Origin of the sequence: Psychrobacillus sp. FSL K6-2836, assembly GCF_038003085.1 — a bacterium.
Classification (GTDB): domain Bacteria; phylum Bacillota; class Bacilli; order Bacillales_A; family Planococcaceae; genus Psychrobacillus.
In genome coordinates, this window is the sequence record NZ_JBBOOM010000001.1 from 2,372,000 (window position 1) to 2,390,237 (window position 18,238).

General features: G+C 39.0%; 15 protein-coding genes and 1 other annotated feature. All 15 genes read left to right on the forward strand.

Annotation, left to right across the window (positions count from 1 at the left end; all coding sequences use genetic code 11):
• Positions 1-73 precede the first annotated feature (73 nt).
• The 15 genes from nusG (at position 74) to MKY37_RS11210 (ending at position 18,218) form a co-directional block, all read left to right on the forward strand.
• The gene (gene nusG, locus MKY37_RS11140; protein WP_340777038.1) at positions 74-607 is read left to right on the forward strand and encodes a transcription termination/antitermination protein NusG; all 534 of its coding nucleotides are present in this window, start codon (positions 74-76) and stop codon (positions 605-607) included.
• A gap of 171 nt (positions 608-778) precedes the next feature.
• Positions 779-1,204, forward strand: a complete 426-nt coding sequence (gene rplK / locus MKY37_RS11145; protein ID WP_139176005.1) for a 50S ribosomal protein L11 — start codon at positions 779-781, stop codon at positions 1,202-1,204.
• A gap of 128 nt (positions 1,205-1,332) precedes the next feature.
• Positions 1,333-2,025 carry a 50S ribosomal protein L1 gene (gene rplA, locus MKY37_RS11150; protein ID WP_340777040.1) on the forward strand — a complete coding sequence of 231 codons (693 nt, stop codon included), beginning with the start codon at positions 1,333-1,335 and terminating at the stop codon, positions 2,023-2,025.
• A gap of 42 nt (positions 2,026-2,067) precedes the next feature.
• Positions 2,068-2,211: a sequence feature (ribosomal protein L10 leader region), on the forward strand.
• Between the two features lie 32 nt (positions 2,212-2,243).
• The gene (gene rplJ, locus MKY37_RS11155) at positions 2,244-2,744 is read left to right on the forward strand and encodes a 50S ribosomal protein L10 (RefSeq protein WP_340777042.1); all 501 of its coding nucleotides are present in this window, start codon (positions 2,244-2,246) and stop codon (positions 2,742-2,744) included.
• A gap of 71 nt (positions 2,745-2,815) precedes the next feature.
• Positions 2,816-3,178, forward strand: coding sequence for a 50S ribosomal protein L7/L12 (gene rplL / locus MKY37_RS11160; RefSeq protein WP_211895983.1), 363 nt, complete (start codon positions 2,816-2,818; stop codon positions 3,176-3,178).
• Between the two features lie 76 nt (positions 3,179-3,254).
• Positions 3,255-3,875, forward strand: coding sequence for a class I SAM-dependent methyltransferase (locus tag MKY37_RS11165; RefSeq protein WP_340777045.1), 621 nt, complete (start codon positions 3,255-3,257; stop codon positions 3,873-3,875).
• Between the two features lie 210 nt (positions 3,876-4,085).
• On the forward strand, positions 4,086-7,640 hold the full coding sequence (rpoB, locus tag MKY37_RS11170; protein ID WP_340777047.1) for a DNA-directed RNA polymerase subunit beta: 3,555 nt from the start codon (positions 4,086-4,088) through the stop codon (positions 7,638-7,640).
• A gap of 297 nt (positions 7,641-7,937) precedes the next feature.
• A complete protein-coding gene (gene rpoC, locus MKY37_RS11175) occupies positions 7,938-11,540 on the forward strand; it encodes a DNA-directed RNA polymerase subunit beta' (RefSeq protein ID WP_340777049.1) in 3,603 nt (1,200 codons plus the stop codon).
• 135 nt (positions 11,541-11,675) lie between these two features.
• A complete protein-coding gene (locus MKY37_RS11180) occupies positions 11,676-11,924 on the forward strand; it encodes a ribosomal L7Ae/L30e/S12e/Gadd45 family protein (protein WP_340777051.1) in 249 nt (82 codons plus the stop codon).
• A gap of 98 nt (positions 11,925-12,022) precedes the next feature.
• Entirely contained in the window at positions 12,023-12,442 is a 420-nt protein-coding gene (rpsL, locus tag MKY37_RS11185) for a 30S ribosomal protein S12 (protein WP_340777053.1), read from the forward strand.
• Between the two features lie 41 nt (positions 12,443-12,483).
• Positions 12,484-12,954, forward strand: a complete 471-nt coding sequence (gene rpsG / locus MKY37_RS11190; RefSeq protein ID WP_090567783.1) for a 30S ribosomal protein S7 — start codon at positions 12,484-12,486, stop codon at positions 12,952-12,954.
• Positions 12,955-13,016: 62 nt separating this feature from the next.
• Complete coding sequence (fusA, locus tag MKY37_RS11195; RefSeq protein ID WP_340777056.1) at positions 13,017-15,095, forward strand: elongation factor G; 2,079 nt, start codon at positions 13,017-13,019, stop codon at positions 15,093-15,095.
• A 116-nt stretch (positions 15,096-15,211) separates the two neighbouring features.
• Entirely contained in the window at positions 15,212-16,399 is a 1,188-nt protein-coding gene (gene tuf, locus MKY37_RS11200) for an elongation factor Tu (RefSeq protein ID WP_340777058.1), read from the forward strand.
• A gap of 104 nt (positions 16,400-16,503) precedes the next feature.
• Positions 16,504-17,187 carry a response regulator transcription factor gene (locus MKY37_RS11205; protein WP_340779910.1) on the forward strand — a complete coding sequence of 228 codons (684 nt, stop codon included), beginning with the start codon at positions 16,504-16,506 and terminating at the stop codon, positions 17,185-17,187.
• A 104-nt stretch (positions 17,188-17,291) separates the two neighbouring features.
• Positions 17,292-18,218, forward strand: a complete 927-nt coding sequence (locus MKY37_RS11210; RefSeq protein WP_340777060.1) for a sensor histidine kinase — start codon at positions 17,292-17,294, stop codon at positions 18,216-18,218.
• Positions 18,219-18,238: the final 20 nt, after the last annotated feature.

Consider the following 18,238-nt stretch of genomic DNA (forward strand, 5'->3'; position numbering starts at 1 on the left):
CCGTCTTATTAAACGAACGGGTTTTTTCATTTGTCTTGAGAAAAGGAGGGGACGGACGACTAGTCCTGACACTATGGAAAAAAATTGGTATGTTGTTCATACGTACTCTGGGTATGAAAACAAAGTAAAAGCAAACTTAGAAAAAAGAGTAGAAACAATGGGTATGTCAGATAAAATATTCCGTGTATATATCCCAGAACAAGAGGAGACGGATTTTAAAGATGGCAAAAAACGTGTCGTTGTTAGAAAAACCTTTCCTGGATATGTTTTTGTAGAACTTATTATGACAGATGATGCTTGGTATGTAGTTAGAAATACACCAGGTGTAACTGGATTCCTTGGTTCTTCAGGCGGCGGAACAAAACCAACACCTTTAGCTCCAGAAGAAGTGCAATCTATGCTGAAACAAATGGGTGATTCTGATCGTGTGGTAGAGGTAGACTTTACAGTCGGTGAGTTAGTTGAAGTATTAGAAGGGCCGTTTGCACACTTCCAAGGTAAAGTAGAAGTGATTGACACAGACAAAGGTAAAGTAACTGTTTCTGTAGATATGTTTGGTCGCGAAACCAATATGGAACTTGATTTCGAACAAGTTATTAAAATATAATTTTTGTTTCCACTTGCTAAAGGTGGAGAATAGTGATATCATTTCAAAGGTCAGACTGAAAATAGGTCTGTATTAATTTTTCTAATGTTATCAGCGCAGAGCTGAGAGACAGATATTTGAGTGGGAGGGGCAACCCAATTACCACATCACGGACTTAAGGAGGTGTGTCTCGTGGCTAAAAAAGTGATTAAAGTTGTTAAATTACAAATTCCTGCTGGTAAAGCAAATCCAGCACCGCCGGTTGGTCCAGCATTGGGTCAAGCAGGTGTTAACATCATGGGATTCTGTAAGGAGTTCAACGCACGTACTGCTGATCAAGCAGGTCTAATCATTCCGGTTGAAATTTCTGTATTTGAAGATCGTTCATTTACTTTCATTACAAAAACTCCGCCGGCAGCAGTGTTACTTAAAGTAGCAGCAGGTATTCAATCTGGATCAGGTGAACCGAACCGCGTAAAAGTGGCGACAGTGAAACGTGAAAAAGTTCGCGAAATCGCAGAACAAAAAATGCCAGATTTAAACGCAGCATCTGTTGAAGCAGCTATGTTAATGGTTGAAGGTACTGCACGCAGCATGGGTATTACGATCGAAGACTAATACTTAATGTGCATTTTGATATGACGCATTGTTTTTTGGAAGGTTGTAGTTGTTCATATAGGATAACTGCAACCTTTACACGTGGGAGGTTTATTCCGCTAAAACCACTATCAAGGAGGACATTTATAATGGCTAACAAAGGCAAAAAGTTACAAGAAGCAGCTAAATTAGTAGAAGCTTCAAAATTATACTCAGCTAAAGAAGCAATTGAGCTTGCGAAAAAAACAAGCACAGTTAACTTCGATGCAACTGTAGAAGTTGCTTTCCGTTTAGGAATCGATACTCGTAAAAATGACCAACAAATCCGTGGAGCAGTAGTTCTTCCAAACGGAACTGGTAAAACTCAACGCGTATTAGTATTCGCTAAAGGTGAAAAGTTAAAAGAAGCAGAAGCTGCTGGTGCAGATTATGTGGGCGATACTGAATATATTAACAAAATCCAACAAGGATGGTTTGACTTCGATGTAATCGTTGCAACACCTGATATGATGGGTGAAGTTGGTAAAATCGGTCGTGTACTTGGACCAAAAGGTTTAATGCCAAACCCTAAAACTGGTACAGTTACATTTGATGTAACAAAAGCTATCGAAGAGATTAAAGCTGGTAAAGTAGAATACCGTGCTGAAAAAGCAGGGATCATTCACGCTCCTATCGGTAAAGTTTCTTTTGAAGACGATAAATTAGTAGAAAACTTCTTAGCTGTATTTGATGTAATTCAAAAAGCTAAGCCAGCAGCATCTAAAGGTGTTTACATGAAGTCTGTGAATATCACGACTACAATGGGACCAGCTGTAAAAGTTGACGCTCAATCAATTAAATAATAGTTGACAGTTAAAGGTTTATCTGTTAAGATGACCTTTGTTGTTAAATATACATTTGTACCGAAGACAGTAGGAGCAGTAAACTGCTTAATTCCCTACCGAGGACAAGTAAATTCAGATTCTTTTAAGATGATGACTTTCTGCCTCTGTGTCTATTCGTAGAACAGAGGCTTTTCTTTTGTCGGTATAAATGGCCAATTCTTATAGGAGGTGCCAAGATGAACAAAGCAATCGAAACGAAAAAAGTGCAAGTTCAAGAAATTGCTGAAAAGTTTAAAGCTGCTGCTTCCGTAGTAGTTGTTGACTATCGCGGTTTGAACGTTGCGCAAGTAACAGAATTACGTAAACAGCTTCGTGAAGCGGGTGTGGAATTCAAAGTTTACAAAAACTCACTTACACGCCGTGCTACTGAAGTTGCTGGAGTTGACGGGATTAACGAAAGCCTTATTGGTCCAAACGCAGTAGCGTTTTCTAACGAAGACGTAATCGCACCAGCTAAAATCATTAATGATTTTGCTAAAAAGAACGATCAACTTGAGATTAAAGCTGGAATCATCGAAGGAACTGTAGCATCTGCTGAAGATGTGAAAGCATTAGCAGAACTTCCATCACGCGAAGGACTACTTTCTATGCTTCTTTCAGTACTTCAAGCTCCAATGCGCAACTTTGCGCTTGCAACAAAAGCTGTTGCAGAACAAAAAGAAGAACAAGGCGCATAATTTATTACGCGGCTTAAACACTACAAAAAAGGTTAATAACCTAAAATTATCCATAATAGGAGGAAAATAAAATGAATAACGAACAAATCTTAGAAGCTATCAAATCAATGACAGTTCTTGAATTAAACGACTTAGTAAAAGCAATTGAAGAAGAATTCGGTGTTACTGCTGCTGCTCCAATGGCAATGGCTGCTGGTGGCGGAGCTGCTGCTGAAGAAGAAAAAACTGATTTTGATGTAATCCTAGCATCTGCTGGAGATCAAAAAATCAAAGTAATCAAAGTGGTTCGTGAAATCACTGGTCTTGGATTAAAAGAAGCTAAAGAAGTAGTTGATAACGCTCCTAAAGCACTTAAAGAAGGCGTTTCTAAAGACGAAGCAGAAGCTTTCAAAGCACAACTTGAAGAAGTTGGCGCAGGCGTAGAAATCAAGTAATTTTTTACAATTCGAAGAAAAAAGCTCGTCTGTAAACGACGGGCTTTTCTTCGTATGTATTATGGAGGGTGATTCGGTGTCTGATCATTATTACTCTAGGAAACCCCAAACGGAAAGTAAACCGCGCCATTGGAATTTTACATTGCTCGGGTATAATTTTCGGTTTGAAACAGATGCTGGTGTATTTAGTAAGAGCGAAGTAGATTTTGGCTCCCGTGTATTAATTGATGCTTTTGAAGCACCAGATCTAGAAGGTCCAATTTTAGATATAGGTTGTGGATATGGGCCGATAGGTCTTTCTATTGCAAAAGCAAATGAGGGAAGAACAGTTCATTTGGTAGATGTTAACACACGTGCAATCCAACTTGCAGAAAAAAATGCTGCTGCTAACGGGATACAAAATGTACGAATCTATGAAAGTGATGGATTGTCAGCGGTTGACACTGCGAACTTTGCGGCTATTATAACTAATCCACCGATTCGCGCTGGGAAAGAAACTATTTTTCGTTTCTACGATGAATCCTATGAAAAGTTAGTTTCAAAGGGAGAATTGTGGGTTGTGATTCAAAAGAAACAAGGGGCACCATCAACTTTTAGTTACTTAGAAGAGATTTTTGGTCAAGTAGACGTTGTAGATAAAGCTAGAGGTTATTGGATTATCAAAGCTACAAAGATTGACTTGACAAAATCGCTATGATATTATAATAAAATGCAAAAATATTATTTTGAGGACTTATGCCCTTTTGTATAAAATGTACTAGAAATGGGTATACTGGCCGAGAAAAAGTTTGGTTAATCGAAAATGAGCTCTTGTTAAGAACTCGTTTTCTTTTTGTCTTTCGATATCATACACCAAAATGTTCATATCGAAAAGACCTAATATCGCTTTAATTGAGGGGTGAATGAGTTGACAGGTCAACTAGTTCAATACGGACAACACCGCCAACGCAGAAGTTTTGCGCGTATTAGTGAGGTGCTGGAACTACCGAATCTAATCGAAATTCAGACGGCATCTTATGAATGGTTCCTTGAAGAAGGTTTACGTGAAATGTTCAAGGATATTTCACCAATCGAGGACTTTACAGGCAATCTATCACTTGAATTTGTCGACTATAGTTTAAACGAACCGAAATATTCGGTCGACGAATCGAAAGAACGTGACGCAACATACGCAGCTCCACTACGCGTAAAAGTACGTCTCCACAACAAAGAAACGGACGAAGTGAAGGAACAAGATGTCTTTATGGGTGATTTCCCATTAATGACTGAAACTGGAACTTTCGTTATTAACGGAGCTGAGCGCGTAATCGTATCTCAGTTAGTCCGCTCACCAAGTGTTTACTTCCACGATAAAACAGACAAAAACGGTAAAAAAGGTTTTGGATCAACAGTTATTCCGAACCGTGGTGCTTGGTTAGAATATGAAATCGATGCAAAAGACGTAGTTTACGTTCGTATCGATCGCACACGTAAATTACCAGTTACTGTTTTACTTCGCGCATTAGGCTTTGGATCAGATCAAGAAATTATCGATTTAATCGGTGACAATGAATATTTACGTAACACGCTAGAAAAAGATAATACAGAAACGTCTGAAAAAGCGTTACTGGAAATCTATGAGCGTCTACGTCCCGGTGAACCACCAACAGTGGAAAGTGCAAAGAGTCTGCTATACTCTCGCTTCTTTGACCCAAAACGCTATGATTTAGCGAATGTTGGTCGTTACAAAATGAATAAAAAATTGCATATTAAAAATCGCTTGTTTAACCAAACAATAGCCGAAACGCTAGTGGATCCGGAAACAGGAGAGATTTTAGTAGAAGCTGGTACGTTAATTGATCGTCGTGTACTAGATCGTCTAATTCCTCATCTTGAAAACGGCATTGGCTTCAAAACATTATCTCAAGTAGGTGGTGTTTTAGAGGACGATATTACAATCCAATCGATTAAAATTTATGCTCCAAATGATGAAGAGCAAAAAGAAGTTAACGTTATAAGTAATGCGTATGTGGAAACAGAGGTAAAAAACATTACACCAGCTGATATCGTTTCATCTATCGGTTACTTCTTTAACCTTTTGTTCAACGTTGGAAACACGGATGATATTGATCATCTAGGTAACCGTCGTTTACGCTCTGTAGGTGAGTTATTACAAAATCAGTTCCGTATTGGTCTTTCACGTATGGAACGTGTGGTACGTGAGCGTATGTCTATTAACGATACACAATCAATCGTTCCACAACAATTGATCAATATACGTCCAGTTATTGCATCTATCAAAGAATTCTTTGGTAGCTCGCAATTATCTCAGTTCATGGATCAAACGAACCCACTTGCTGAGTTGACACACAAACGCCGTCTATCGGCGCTTGGACCCGGTGGTTTAACACGTGAGCGTGCAGGATTCGAAGTACGTGACGTTCACTACTCTCACTATGGTCGTATGTGTCCGATTGAAACGCCTGAGGGACCAAACATTGGACTTATTAACTCACTTTCAAGTTTTGCGAAAGTGAATAAATTTGGCTTTATTGAAACACCATATCGCCGAGTTGACCCGGAGACGGGGTTAGTTACATCACGTATCGACTATTTAACTGCGGATGAAGAGGATAACTATGTGGTAGCACAAGCGAACTCTCCATTATCTGATGAAGGAGCATTCCTTAAAGAAGAAGTAGTAGGTCGTTTCCGTGGAGATAACACCGTGTTTAGAAAAGAACAAATTGATTACATGGACGTTTCGCCGAAACAAGTCGTTTCTGCTGCAACAGCATGTATTCCGTTCTTGGAAAACGATGACTCCAACCGTGCGCTTATGGGAGCAAACATGCAACGTCAAGCTGTTCCACTATTAAACCCAGAAGCTCCTTTCGTTGGAACTGGTATGGAACATGTGAATGCTCGTGACTCAGGTGCTGCGGTTATTGCGAAATACCACGGAATTGTTGAGCATGTTGAAGCAAAAGAAATTCGTGTTAGACGTATTGAAGAAGTGGATGGTAAAGAAGTTAAAGGTGACTTAACATCTTATAAAGTTCATAAATTTGAGCGTTCAAACCATGGTACATCTATAAATCAACGTCCAATTGTAAAAATTGGTGATCGTGTTAAACCTCTGGATATTCTTGCAGATGGTCCTTCTATGGAACAGGGGGAGCTTGCATTAGGACGTAATGTATTAGTAGCTTTCATGACATGGGACGGATACAACTATGAAGATGCCGTTATTATGAGTGAGCGTCTAGTGAAAGATGATGTATATACTTCCGTGCATATTGAAGAATATGAATCTGAATCACGTGATACAAAACTTGGGCCTGAGGAAATTACGAGAGATATACCAAATGTCGGAGAAGATGCATTGCGCAACTTGGACGACCGTGGAATTATACGTATTGGTGCAGAAGTTCGTGATGGAGATATTCTTGTTGGGAAAGTAACGCCTAAAGGAGTTACAGAACTAACAGCTGAAGAACGTTTACTACATGCAATCTTCGGTGAAAAGGCTCGTGAAGTTCGTGATACTTCTCTACGTGTACCTCATGGTGCAGGCGGGATTGTATTAGACGTAAAAGTATTTAATCGCGAAGATGGCGATGAGTTATCTCCAGGAGTTAACCAATTAGTCCGTGCTTATATCGTTCAAAAACGTAAAATCTCTGTTGGAGATAAAATGGCCGGACGACATGGTAACAAAGGGGTTATCTCGCGTATTCTTCCAGAAGAAGATATGCCATTCCTTCCAGACGGCACACCAGTTGATATCATGTTAAATCCACTTGGCGTACCTTCTCGTATGAATATCGGGCAAGTTTTAGAGCTTCACTTAGGTATGGCTTCGAGACTTCTTGGTATTCATATGGCATCGCCAGTATTTGATGGTGCTAACGAAGAAGACGTATGGAACACAATGGAAGAAGCAGGACTTAACCGTGACGGTAAAACTATCCTTTATGATGGACGTTCAGGTGAACCATTTGATAACCGCGTATCTGTAGGGGTTATGTATATGATCAAACTTGCCCACATGGTAGATGATAAGTTACATGCTCGCTCTACAGGACCTTATTCACTTGTTACGCAACAGCCTCTTGGGGGTAAAGCGCAATTTGGTGGACAGCGTTTCGGAGAGATGGAAGTATGGGCACTAGAAGCTTATGGTGCTGCTTATACGTTACAAGAAATTTTAACAGTAAAATCCGATGACGTTGTTGGACGTGTGAAAACATACGAAGCAATCGTTAAAGGTGAAAGTGTACCAGAACCAGGAGTTCCTGAATCATTCAAAGTATTGATCAAAGAACTACAAAGTTTAGGTATGGATGTTAAGATGCTTACGATCGATGAAGAAGAAATCGAGCTTCGTGATTTAGATGAAGATGATGATATTCCAGCAGCTGATGCACTTGGTATTTTACCAATCGCAACAGAGGAAGAACCAGTTGGAACAGTAGAATAATAAAGAAAAGCGAAAGGTGTCGGTAAAGCCACGACAAGCGCTGGAAGGGTTGAAATAAAGGTGTACTTTACCTTTATTCTTAAACCTGAAGCGACTAGAGTGGCTGGCACCTGAAGTCTAGACAATAAGAAAAGCGTAAGGCGCTACCATGGGCTTGAGCAAATTAAATTCTAGATTAGATTGAACATCAAAAATCGGACAGGTGATACCTGTCCGTATTTCCGTATAAAATTGCATAATGCAGAGCTACTTGGAAAAGTCTTTTAAAAGACACAAGACTAAAGGGAGGTAGGCTCCTTGATAGACGTTAATAATTTTGAGTATATGAAAATTGGTTTAGCTTCACCTGATAAAATCCGTTCATGGTCTTATGGGGAAGTAAAAAAACCTGAAACAATTAACTATCGTACATTAAAACCTGAAAAAGATGGTTTATTCTGTGAACGCATTTTTGGTCCTACAAAAGACTGGGAATGTCATTGCGGTAAATATAAACGCGTTCGTTATAAAGGTGTTGTATGTGACCGTTGTGGAGTAGAGGTAACGCGTGCAAAAGTACGTCGTGAACGTATGGGCCACATCGAATTAGCTGCTCCTGTATCACATATTTGGTATTTCAAAGGTATCCCAAGTCGTATGGGTCTGATTTTGGATATGTCTCCAAGATCACTAGAAGAAGTAATTTACTTTGCTTCTTACGTAGTAATAGAGCCAGCAGATACACCTCTTGAGAAGAAACAATTGCTTTCGGAAAAAGAGTACCGTGCATATCGCGATAAGTTTGGTACTAAGTTTCAAGCTGCAATGGGTGCAGAAGCTATCAAGCGTTTACTTTCAGAAATTGATTTAGAAAGTGAAACAGAACAATTAAAAGAAGAGTTGAAAACAGCTCAAGGTCAGCGTCGTACACGTGCGATTAAACGTTTAGAAGTTGTAGAGTCTTTCCGTAACTCAGGGAACAGACCTGACTGGATGATTTTAGACGTGCTACCAGTAATTCCCCCGGAATTACGTCCAATGGTTCAATTGGATGGTGGACGCTTTGCTACATCGGATTTAAATGATTTATATCGTCGTGTTATTAACCGTAATAACCGTTTAAAACGTCTATTGGATCTTGGTGCTCCTAGTATCATCGTTCAAAATGAAAAACGTATGCTACAAGAAGCTGTTGATGCATTGATTGATAATGGTCGTCGTGGCCGTCCGGTAACAGGACCAGGTAACCGCCCGCTGAAATCACTTTCACATATGTTAAAAGGGAAACAAGGTCGTTTCCGTCAAAATCTACTTGGTAAACGTGTTGACTACTCTGGTCGTTCCGTTATCGTAGTAGGACCAAACTTGAAAATGTATCAATGTGGACTTCCAAAAGAAATGGCAATTGAACTATTCAAACCATTTGTGATGAAAGAACTTGTTGAACGTGGCTTAGCCCACAACATTAAGAGTGCAAAACGTAAAATTGAGCGTATGCATGCTGAAGTATGGGATGTATTAGAAGATGTAATTAGAGAGCATCCGGTTTTACTTAACCGTGCCCCTACTCTTCACCGTCTTGGTATCCAAGCATTCGAACCAACATTAGTGGAAGGTCGCGCAATTCGCCTTCACCCTCTAGTATGTACAGCATATAATGCTGACTTTGATGGTGACCAAATGGCTGTTCACGTTCCTTTATCAGCAGAAGCACAAGCGGAAGCTCGTTTACTAATGCTTGCAGCACAAAACATTTTGAACCCGAAAGATGGGAAACCGGTAGTTACACCATCTCAAGATATGGTTTTAGGAAACTATTACTTAACACTTGAGCGTAAAGGTGCAATGGGCGAAGGTTCAACATTCTATGGTCCACAAGAAGTGCTAATTGCTTATAATACTGGTCATGTACATTTGCATACACGTATCGCAATACCGGCAGCATCAGTAAACAATCAAACATTTACAGAAGAACAAAACAACATGCTATTGTTAACGACTGTAGGTAAAGTAATTTTCAATGAAATACTTCCAGAAACGTTCCCGTACATCAATGAACCGACAGATTTCAATTTACAAATTGAAACTCCGGAGAAATATTTCGTTCCAATGATTACAGATGTGAAAAAGCATATCGAGTCTATGGATCTTGTACAGCCATTCAAGAAGAAAATCCTTGGAAATATCATTGCGGAAGTGTTTAAACGATTCCATATTACAGAAACGTCGAAAATGCTTGACCGTATGAAAGCACTTGGATTCAAATATTCCACTAAAGCTGGTATTACAATTGGTATCTCTGATATCGTCGTACTCCCAGACAAAGGTGAAATTCTTGAAGAAGCACAAGGTAAAGTAGATAAAGTTATTAAGCAATTCCGTCGTGGTCTAATAACGGAAGAAGAGCGTTATGCTAGTGTTATTGGACACTGGAGTAAAGCAAAAGAAGTTATTCAAGATAAACTGATGAAATCACTAGATAACATGAACCCGATCTTCATGATGAGTGACTCAGGTGCCCGTGGTAATGCATCTAACTTTACTCAACTTGCAGGTATGCGCGGACTTATGGCCAATCCGGCTGGTCGAATTATCGAACTTCCGATCAAGTCATCATTCCGTGAAGGGTTAACAGTACTTGAATACTTCATCTCTACACATGGTGCTCGTAAAGGTCTTGCCGATACAGCTCTTAAAACTGCCGATTCAGGTTACTTAACTCGTCGTCTAGTAGACGTTGCGCAAGATGTAATCGTTCGTGAAGATGATTGTGGAACTGACCGTGGATTACTGATCGGCTCACTTATGGAAGGTACGGAAGTTATTGAAGAGTTTGGCGAACGTATTGTAGGTCGTCATGCGAAGAAAACAATCTTCCACCCAACTACAAATGAACTGATTTTAGAAAGAGACGGGTTAATTACACAAGATGTCGCTCGTGTTATTGAAGAAGCAGGTATTAGTGAGTTAACAATTCGCTCTGCATTTACTTGTAATACAAAACACGGTGTTTGTAAAAAATGTTACGGCTTGAACTTAGCTACTGGAGACACAGTTGAAGTAGGAGAAGCAGTTGGTATTATTGCAGCTCAATCAATTGGAGAACCAGGTACGCAGTTAACAATGCGTACGTTCCATACAGGTGGTGTTGCTGGAGACGATATTACACAAGGTCTTCCGCGTATCCAAGAGATTTTCGAAGCTCGTAATCCTAAAGGGCAAGCTGTTATTTCCGAAATTTCAGGTACTGTTACTGAAATTGATGAAATTAGAGAAGGCCAAAAAGAAATTACAATTCAAGGAAATGTAGAAACTCGTAAATACTTGGCACCATACAATGCACGTCTAAAAGTTCAATTAAACGATACAATGCACCGTGGTCAAGTACTTACTGAGGGTTCTGTGGATCCTAAGGAATTGTTGAGAGTTAAAGACGTTTCAACTGTTCAAGAGTACTTATTAAAAGAAGTTCAAAAAGTTTACCGTATGCAAGGGGTAGAAATTGGAGATAAACATATCGAAGTGATGGTACGCCAAATGCTTCGTAAAGTACGTGTGATTGAAGCTGGAGAAACAGACCTACTTCCAGGATCACTACTAGATATCCATCAATTTGCTGAAGCGAACAAGGAAGCAGTATTACAAGCTAAAATTCCTGCAACATGTCGTCCAGTTATCCTTGGTATTACTAAAGCTTCTCTTGAAACAGAATCATTCTTGTCTGCTGCATCATTCCAAGAAACGACTCGTGTTTTAACAGACGCAGCGATTAAAGGAAAACGTGATGAATTATTAGGATTGAAAGAAAACGTAATTATCGGTAAACTAGTTCCGGCTGGTACAGGTATGCAACGTTATCGCCAAATAAAAATCACAGACAATGAAGCAGATGCTGAAAAAGAATTAGTTAACGCTGAGTAAAACAAATGAATATTAGGGAGGAGAAATTATATTTCTCCCTAATATTTTCATGATTATTGTTGACACCTTTTTCAATGAATGATAATATATTTAAGGTTGATAGTTATTTGACTTGTACCTTTGGAGGATATGTAAATGTCTTATGAAAAAGTGAAACAAGCGAAAGAAACAATCATAGGTACAAAGCAAGCAGTAAAAGCAATGAAAAAAGGGCTTGTCAACGAAGTTTATATTGCACTAGATGTAGAAGAGAGAATCATTGAACTAGCACGACTAACAGCCGTGGATAACAATGTTTCGATTAACTATGTTGAGTCTAAAGTAGATCTTGGTAAGGCTTGTGGACTGCGCTTAGCGGCGTCAGTTGTAGCTATTACTGTGTAACAGTTTTTGTGTTAAGCACAAAGACTTTGTTTTTACCCAAAAAATGAACCACCTGGATGTGTGGTATTAACAAGAACAAATGAAGGGAGGAATAATCGATGCCTACAATTAACCAATTGGTACGTAAGCCTCGTCAATCCAAAAGTACGAAATCAAAGTCTCCTGCACTAGGAAGAGGTTATAACAGCTTTAAAAAGGCTGGTACTAACCTTAACTCTCCACAAAAACGTGGGGTTTGTACTCGTGTTGGTACTATGACGCCGAAAAAACCTAACTCAGCACTTCGTAAATATGCGCGTGTACGTTTAACTAATACGTTAGAGGTTACTGCTTATATTCCAGGAGAAGGACACAACCTACAAGAACATAGTGTTGTACTTATCCGCGGAGGAAAAGTAAAAGATTTACCAGGAGTACGTTACCATATCGTACGTGGTGCTCTTGATACTGCTGGTGTTACTGGTCGTATGCAAAGTCGTTCACTTTATGGTGCAAAACGCCCTAAAGAAAAGAAATAATTTAATTAATAATTTGACATTCGTCGAAAGGAGGAAAACACATGCCTCGTAAAGGTCCTGTTTCCAAACGTGACGTGTTACCAGATCCAATTTATAATTCAAAACTAGTAACTCGTTTAATCAATAAAATGATGGTTGACGGTAAAAGAGGTACTTCTCAAAAAATTCTATACGGAGCGTTTGAACTTGTTAAAGAACGTTCTGGTAAAGATGCATTAGAAGTATTTGAAGCTGCTCTAAACAATGTAATGCCAGTTCTAGAAGTTCGTGCTCGTCGTGTTGGTGGTGCTAACTACCAAGTACCGGTTGAAGTACGTCCTGACCGTCGTTCAACACTAGGTCTTCGTTACTTAGTAAACTATTCACGCCTTCGTGGAGAAAAAACAATGGAAGAACGTTTAGCTAACGAAATTCTTGATGCATCTAACAACACTGGTGCTTCAGTTAAAAAACGTGAAGATATGCACAAAATGGCAGAAGCTAATAAAGCATTCGCTCACTATCGTTGGTAAAATCTTTTTTAAAATAAATATAAAATCATACTCTAATCCGAATATGGAAGGAGAAATACAATATGGCTAGAGAGTTCTCCTTAGAAAAAACACGTAATATCGGGATCATGGCTCACATCGATGCTGGTAAAACGACTACTACGGAGCGTATTCTTTATTACACTGGTAAAATCCACAAAATCGGGGAAACTCATGAAGGTGCATCACAGATGGACTGGATGGAGCAAGAACAAGAACGTGGAATCACTATTACTTCAGCTGCAACAACAGCTGCTTGGGATAATCACCGTGTAAATATCATCGATACACCTGGACACGTAGACTTCACTGTTGAAGTTGAACGTTCACTTCGTGTACTTGATGGTGCGGTTACAGTACTGGATGCTCAATCTGGTGTTGAACCACAAACAGAAACAGTATGGCGTCAAGCTACAACTTACGGCGTTCCACGTATTGTTTTCATCAACAAAATGGATAAAACGGGTGCTGACTTCTTATATTCTGTAGGAACTCTACACGATCGTTTACAAGCTAACGCTCATCCAATTCAATTACCAATCGGTGCAGAAGACCAGTTTACTGGAATTATCGACTTAGTAACGATGACTGCTACTTTGTATGGTAATGACTTAGGGACAGATATTCAAGAAGGTGAAATTCCTGAAGAATACAAAGCTCAAGCACAAGAATACCGTGAAAAATTAGTAGAAGCGGTTGCTGAACTTGACGAAGATTTAATGGACAAATATTTAAATGGTGAAGAAATCACGAACGAAGAATTAGTTAACGGTATCCGTAAAGGTACCCTAAACGTAGAATTCTATCCAGTAGTGTGTGGTACTGCATTTAAAAACAAAGGTGTTCAAAAAGTTCTTGACGCAGTTGTTGCATACCTACCATCACCACTTGATATTCCAGCAATGAAAGGAATCGATCCTAATTCTGATGATGAAATTGAACGTCATTCTGACGATTCAGAGCCATTCTCAGCATTAGCATTTAAAGTTATGACTGACCCTTACGTTGGTAAATTAACATTCTTCCGTGTATATTCTGGTACATTACAAGCTGGATCTTACGTTCAAAACTCTACTAAAGGTAAGCGTGAGCGTGTAGGACGTATCCTACAAATGCATGCTAACTCTCGTGAAGAGATTTCAGAAGTACATGCTGGAGATATCGCTGCAGCTGTAGGACTGAAAGATACAACAACTGGAGATACACTGTGTGATGAAAAAGCTTTAGTAATTCTAGAGTCTATGGAATTCCCAGAACCAGTTATTTCTTTATCAGTTGAGCCAAAATCTAAAGCTGACCAAGATAAAATGGGTGCTGCTCTTGTAAAATTAGCAGAAGAAGATCCAACATTCCGCGTTCATACAGACCAAGAAACTGGTCAAGTTATTATCGCTGGTATGGGTGAACTTCACCTTGATATCTTAGTTGACCGTATGCGTCGCGAATTTAAAGTAGAAGCTAACGTAGGTGCTCCTCAAGTATCTTACCGTGAAACTTTCCGCTCTTCAGCAAAAGTTGAAGGTAAATTCGTACGTCAATCAGGTGGACGTGGTCAATTCGGACACGTTTGGATTGAATTCTCTCCAAACGAAGAAGGAAAAGGCTTTGAATTTGAAAATGCTGTTGTCGGTGGGGTAGTTCCACGTGAATACATTCCAGCTGTTGAGGCAGGTCTTCGTGACTCACTTAACAATGGTGTACTTGCTGGATATCCATTAATCGATATTAAAGCAAAATTATACGATGGCTCATATCATGATGTTGACTCGAATGAGATGGCCTTCAAAGTTGCTGCTTCTATGGCATTGAAAAATGCTGTTTCTAAAGTAAACCCAGTAATTCTTGAGCCAATCATGAAAGTTGAAGTTGTTATTCCTGAAGAATATTTAGGAGACATCATGGGTGATATTACTTCACGTCGTGGACGCGTTGAAGGTATGGACGCTCGCGGTAACGCACAAGTTGTACGTTCAATGGTTCCGCTTGCTGAAATGTTCGGATATGCAACGTCTTTACGTTCTAATACGCAAGGACGCGGAGTCTTCTCAATGACATTCGATCACTATGAAGATGTTCCAAAATCAATTTCTGAAGAAATTATCAAAAAAAATAAAGGTGAATAATTGAATTTTCACCAAAATTAAAGTATAACTAATTTGTAGTCTATGAAAGGCAAGGGGCTTTAAGTCCCTTACTTTTATAATAAAAAATCATACAATTACTGAGGAGGACTTCTCTAATGGCTAAAGAAAAATTTGACCGCTCCAAAACACATGCTAACATTGGTACAATCGGACACGTTGACCATGGTAAAACAACTCTAACTGCTGCTATCGCAACAGTTCTTTCTAAAAAAATGGGTGGTACAGCTAGATCATACGCTGACATCGATAACGCACCTGAAGAAAAAGAACGCGGTATCACAATCAATACTTCACACGTTGAGTATGAAACAGCAACTCGTCACTACGCGCACGTAGACTGCCCAGGACATGCTGACTATGTTAAAAACATGATCACAGGTGCAGCACAAATGGACGGAGGAATCTTAGTAGTATCTGCTGCTGATGGCCCGATGCCACAAACTCGTGAGCATATCCTTCTTTCACGTCAAGTAGGTGTTCCTTACCTAGTTGTATTCATGAACAAATGTGATATGGTTGATGACGAAGAATTACTTGAATTAGTTGAAATGGAAATTCGTGACCTTCTTTCTGAATACGACTTCCCAGGCGACGACATTCCTGTAATCAAAGGTTCTGCTCTTAAAGCTCTTGAAGGCGAAGCAGATTGGGAAGAAAAAATCGTTGAATTAATGGACGCTGTAGATAGCTATATCCCAACTCCAGAACGTCAAACTGACAAACCATTCATGATGCCAGTTGAGGATGTATTCTCAATCACTGGTCGTGGTACAGTTGCTACTGGACGTGTTGAGCGTGGCCAAGTTAAAATTGGTGACGTTGTAGACATTATCGGTATTTCTGAAGAAGCAAAATCAACTACTGTAACTGGTGTTGAAATGTTCCGTAAACTTCTTGACTATGCTGAAGCTGGAGATAACATTGGTGCTCTTCTTCGTGGGGTTTCTCGTGATGACATCCAACGTGGTCAAGTATTAGCTAAACCAGGTTCAATTACACCACACACAGACTTCAAAGCTGAAGTTTATGTTCTTTCAAAAGAAGAGGGTGGACGTCATACTCCATTCTTCTCAAACTACCGTCCTCAGTTCTACTTCCGTACAACTGACGTAACTGGTGTTTGTAACTTACCTGAAGGTGTAGAAATGGTTATGCCTGGAGATAACATCGAAATGACTGTATCTCTAATCTCACCTATCGCTCTTGAAGAAGGTACTAAATTCTCTATCCGTGAGGGTGGACGTACTGTAGGCGCTGGTGTAGTTGCTAATATCACTAAGTAATCTATAATTCTTTAATATAAAAACCATCTCGTGACGACGAGATGGTTTTTTTTGTATGAAAAAATAGTGTACACTAGTCAAAAGAGGTGAATTAGTCGATGACGATGAAAGTATTTGTAATTGAAGATGATAATGCCATATTTGAAATGCTTAAAGAAAGATTTGTGCAATGGTCATTTGACGTTAGTAGACCAGAAGATTTTCAAAAAGTAATGTCTACTTTTATCAAGGAAAAACCACATTTTGTTCTTATAGATATTCAATTGCCAGCATATGATGGATTTCATTGGTGTAGAGAAATACGTCGTATATCTAAGGTTCCGATTATTTTCTTGTCTTCGAGAGATCACCCTATGGATATGATCATGGCTATGCAGATGGGTGCGGATGATTTTGTACAAAAACCATTTCATCTCGATGTATTAGTTGCCAAAGTCCAAGCCCTTCTTAGAAGGACAAATGATTACCAAGAAGATTCTATGGATATAAGTAATTGGAATGGGGCTATTATCGATTTTGCAAAAGGTGAAATTACTTATATCGATAAAATGATAGATTTAACGAAAAATGAGTTATTTATATTGCGGGTACTGCTGCAATCTGTGGATAAAATAGTATCGAGAGATGAATTAATGCGAAAACTTTGGGATGATGAGCGCTTTGTTAATGATAATACATTGTCCGTAAACGTTAACCGCCTTCGCTCCAAACTAGAGGAAATTGGACTTGCAGATGTGATTATAACAAAAAAAGGTTTGGGATATATGGCGGTCACTAGGGAGGGATAAAAATTTTGTTCATTTTGTACATCAAAGAAAGAAAGTCATGGATTCTCTTTTTTTTCACTCTACAGATTTGGTTGAATTTCATACTTACTTTGGATGTAGCCTTTATGGAAATCTCCATACTATATATTAACTTTATCAATATCACTGCATTTGTATTCTTTTTTATATGGCGATATTTCCAAGAAACTAAGTATATTAAAGCGTTAGTAAGTAGTTTGACTAACGAAAAAGATTTAGATTTCATACTAGAATCTTTTCCAGATGGATATTCTAGCTTTGAGAAGACACTATCTACTACGATAGATGATCTTGTTTTAGTTGCAAAAGAAGAGCTTAATGGGTTAAAAGTAGAGCATTTAGAAGAAAATGATCACACGCTTGCATGGATTCATGAGGTAAAAACTCCGCTTACTAGCATGAAGCTGATGATAGATTCGTTAGATGATAGAAATGCTCAAAAAAAGCTAGAAGTAGAATGGCTCCGAATCCATCTATTATTAGATCAGCAATTACATAACACAAGACTTTCTTCTATAGAAAAAGATTATATGATTGAAGAAGTAGACATTCAAAAGATATTACACATGGAAATTAAAGAATTTCAAGCATGGTGTATACAGAAAAACATTGGGTTTGACTTAGAAAATTTAGAAGTAAAAGTGTTGTCCGATCAAAAATGGCTAGCCTTTATTGTGAGGCAATTAGTATCCAATGCGGTAAAGTACAGCAATGCGGACAGTGAAATTCATATTCGAACTGCTATAGATGACACAGGTCATATCATTTTAATGATCAGAGACTCTGGGACAGGGATTTCTCAGGCAGATTTACCTAGAATTTTTGAAAAAGCTTTCACGGGAACAAATGGTCGACAAACTACCGCATCTACTGGAATGGGACTTTACTTGGCTAAAAACGTCGCTGAGCAGTTAGGTATCCAAGTACTAGTCTCTTCTAATATTGGAACAGGTTCGACATTTTCTCTTCAATTTCCATTAAAAAATGAGATAGTGAAGATTTTAGGTAGGTGACAAAATTGTCATCTACTTTA

What these genes read in the sequence shown, in the direction of transcription:
- nusG (WP_340777038.1), top strand. Translation starts at nt 74, where the DNA reads ATGGAAAAAAATTGGTATGTTGTTCATACGTACTCTGGGTATGAAAAC.
- rplA (WP_340777040.1), top strand. Translation starts at nt 1,333, where the DNA reads ATGGCTAACAAAGGCAAAAAGTTACAAGAAGCAGCTAAATTAGTAGAA.
- rplJ (WP_340777042.1), top strand. Translation starts at nt 2,244, where the DNA reads ATGAACAAAGCAATCGAAACGAAAAAAGTGCAAGTTCAAGAAATTGCT.
- rplL (WP_211895983.1), top strand. Translation starts at nt 2,816, where the DNA reads ATGAATAACGAACAAATCTTAGAAGCTATCAAATCAATGACAGTTCTT.
- MKY37_RS11180 (WP_340777051.1), top strand. Translation starts at nt 11,676, where the DNA reads ATGTCTTATGAAAAAGTGAAACAAGCGAAAGAAACAATCATAGGTACA.
- rpsL (WP_340777053.1), top strand. Translation starts at nt 12,023, where the DNA reads ATGCCTACAATTAACCAATTGGTACGTAAGCCTCGTCAATCCAAAAGT.
- rpsG (WP_090567783.1), top strand. Translation starts at nt 12,484, where the DNA reads ATGCCTCGTAAAGGTCCTGTTTCCAAACGTGACGTGTTACCAGATCCA.
- fusA (WP_340777056.1), top strand. Translation starts at nt 13,017, where the DNA reads ATGGCTAGAGAGTTCTCCTTAGAAAAAACACGTAATATCGGGATCATG.
- tuf (WP_340777058.1), top strand. Translation starts at nt 15,212, where the DNA reads ATGGCTAAAGAAAAATTTGACCGCTCCAAAACACATGCTAACATTGGT.
- MKY37_RS11205 (WP_340779910.1), top strand. Translation starts at nt 16,504, where the DNA reads ATGAAAGTATTTGTAATTGAAGATGATAATGCCATATTTGAAATGCTT.
- MKY37_RS11210 (WP_340777060.1), top strand. Translation starts at nt 17,292, where the DNA reads ATGGAAATCTCCATACTATATATTAACTTTATCAATATCACTGCATTT.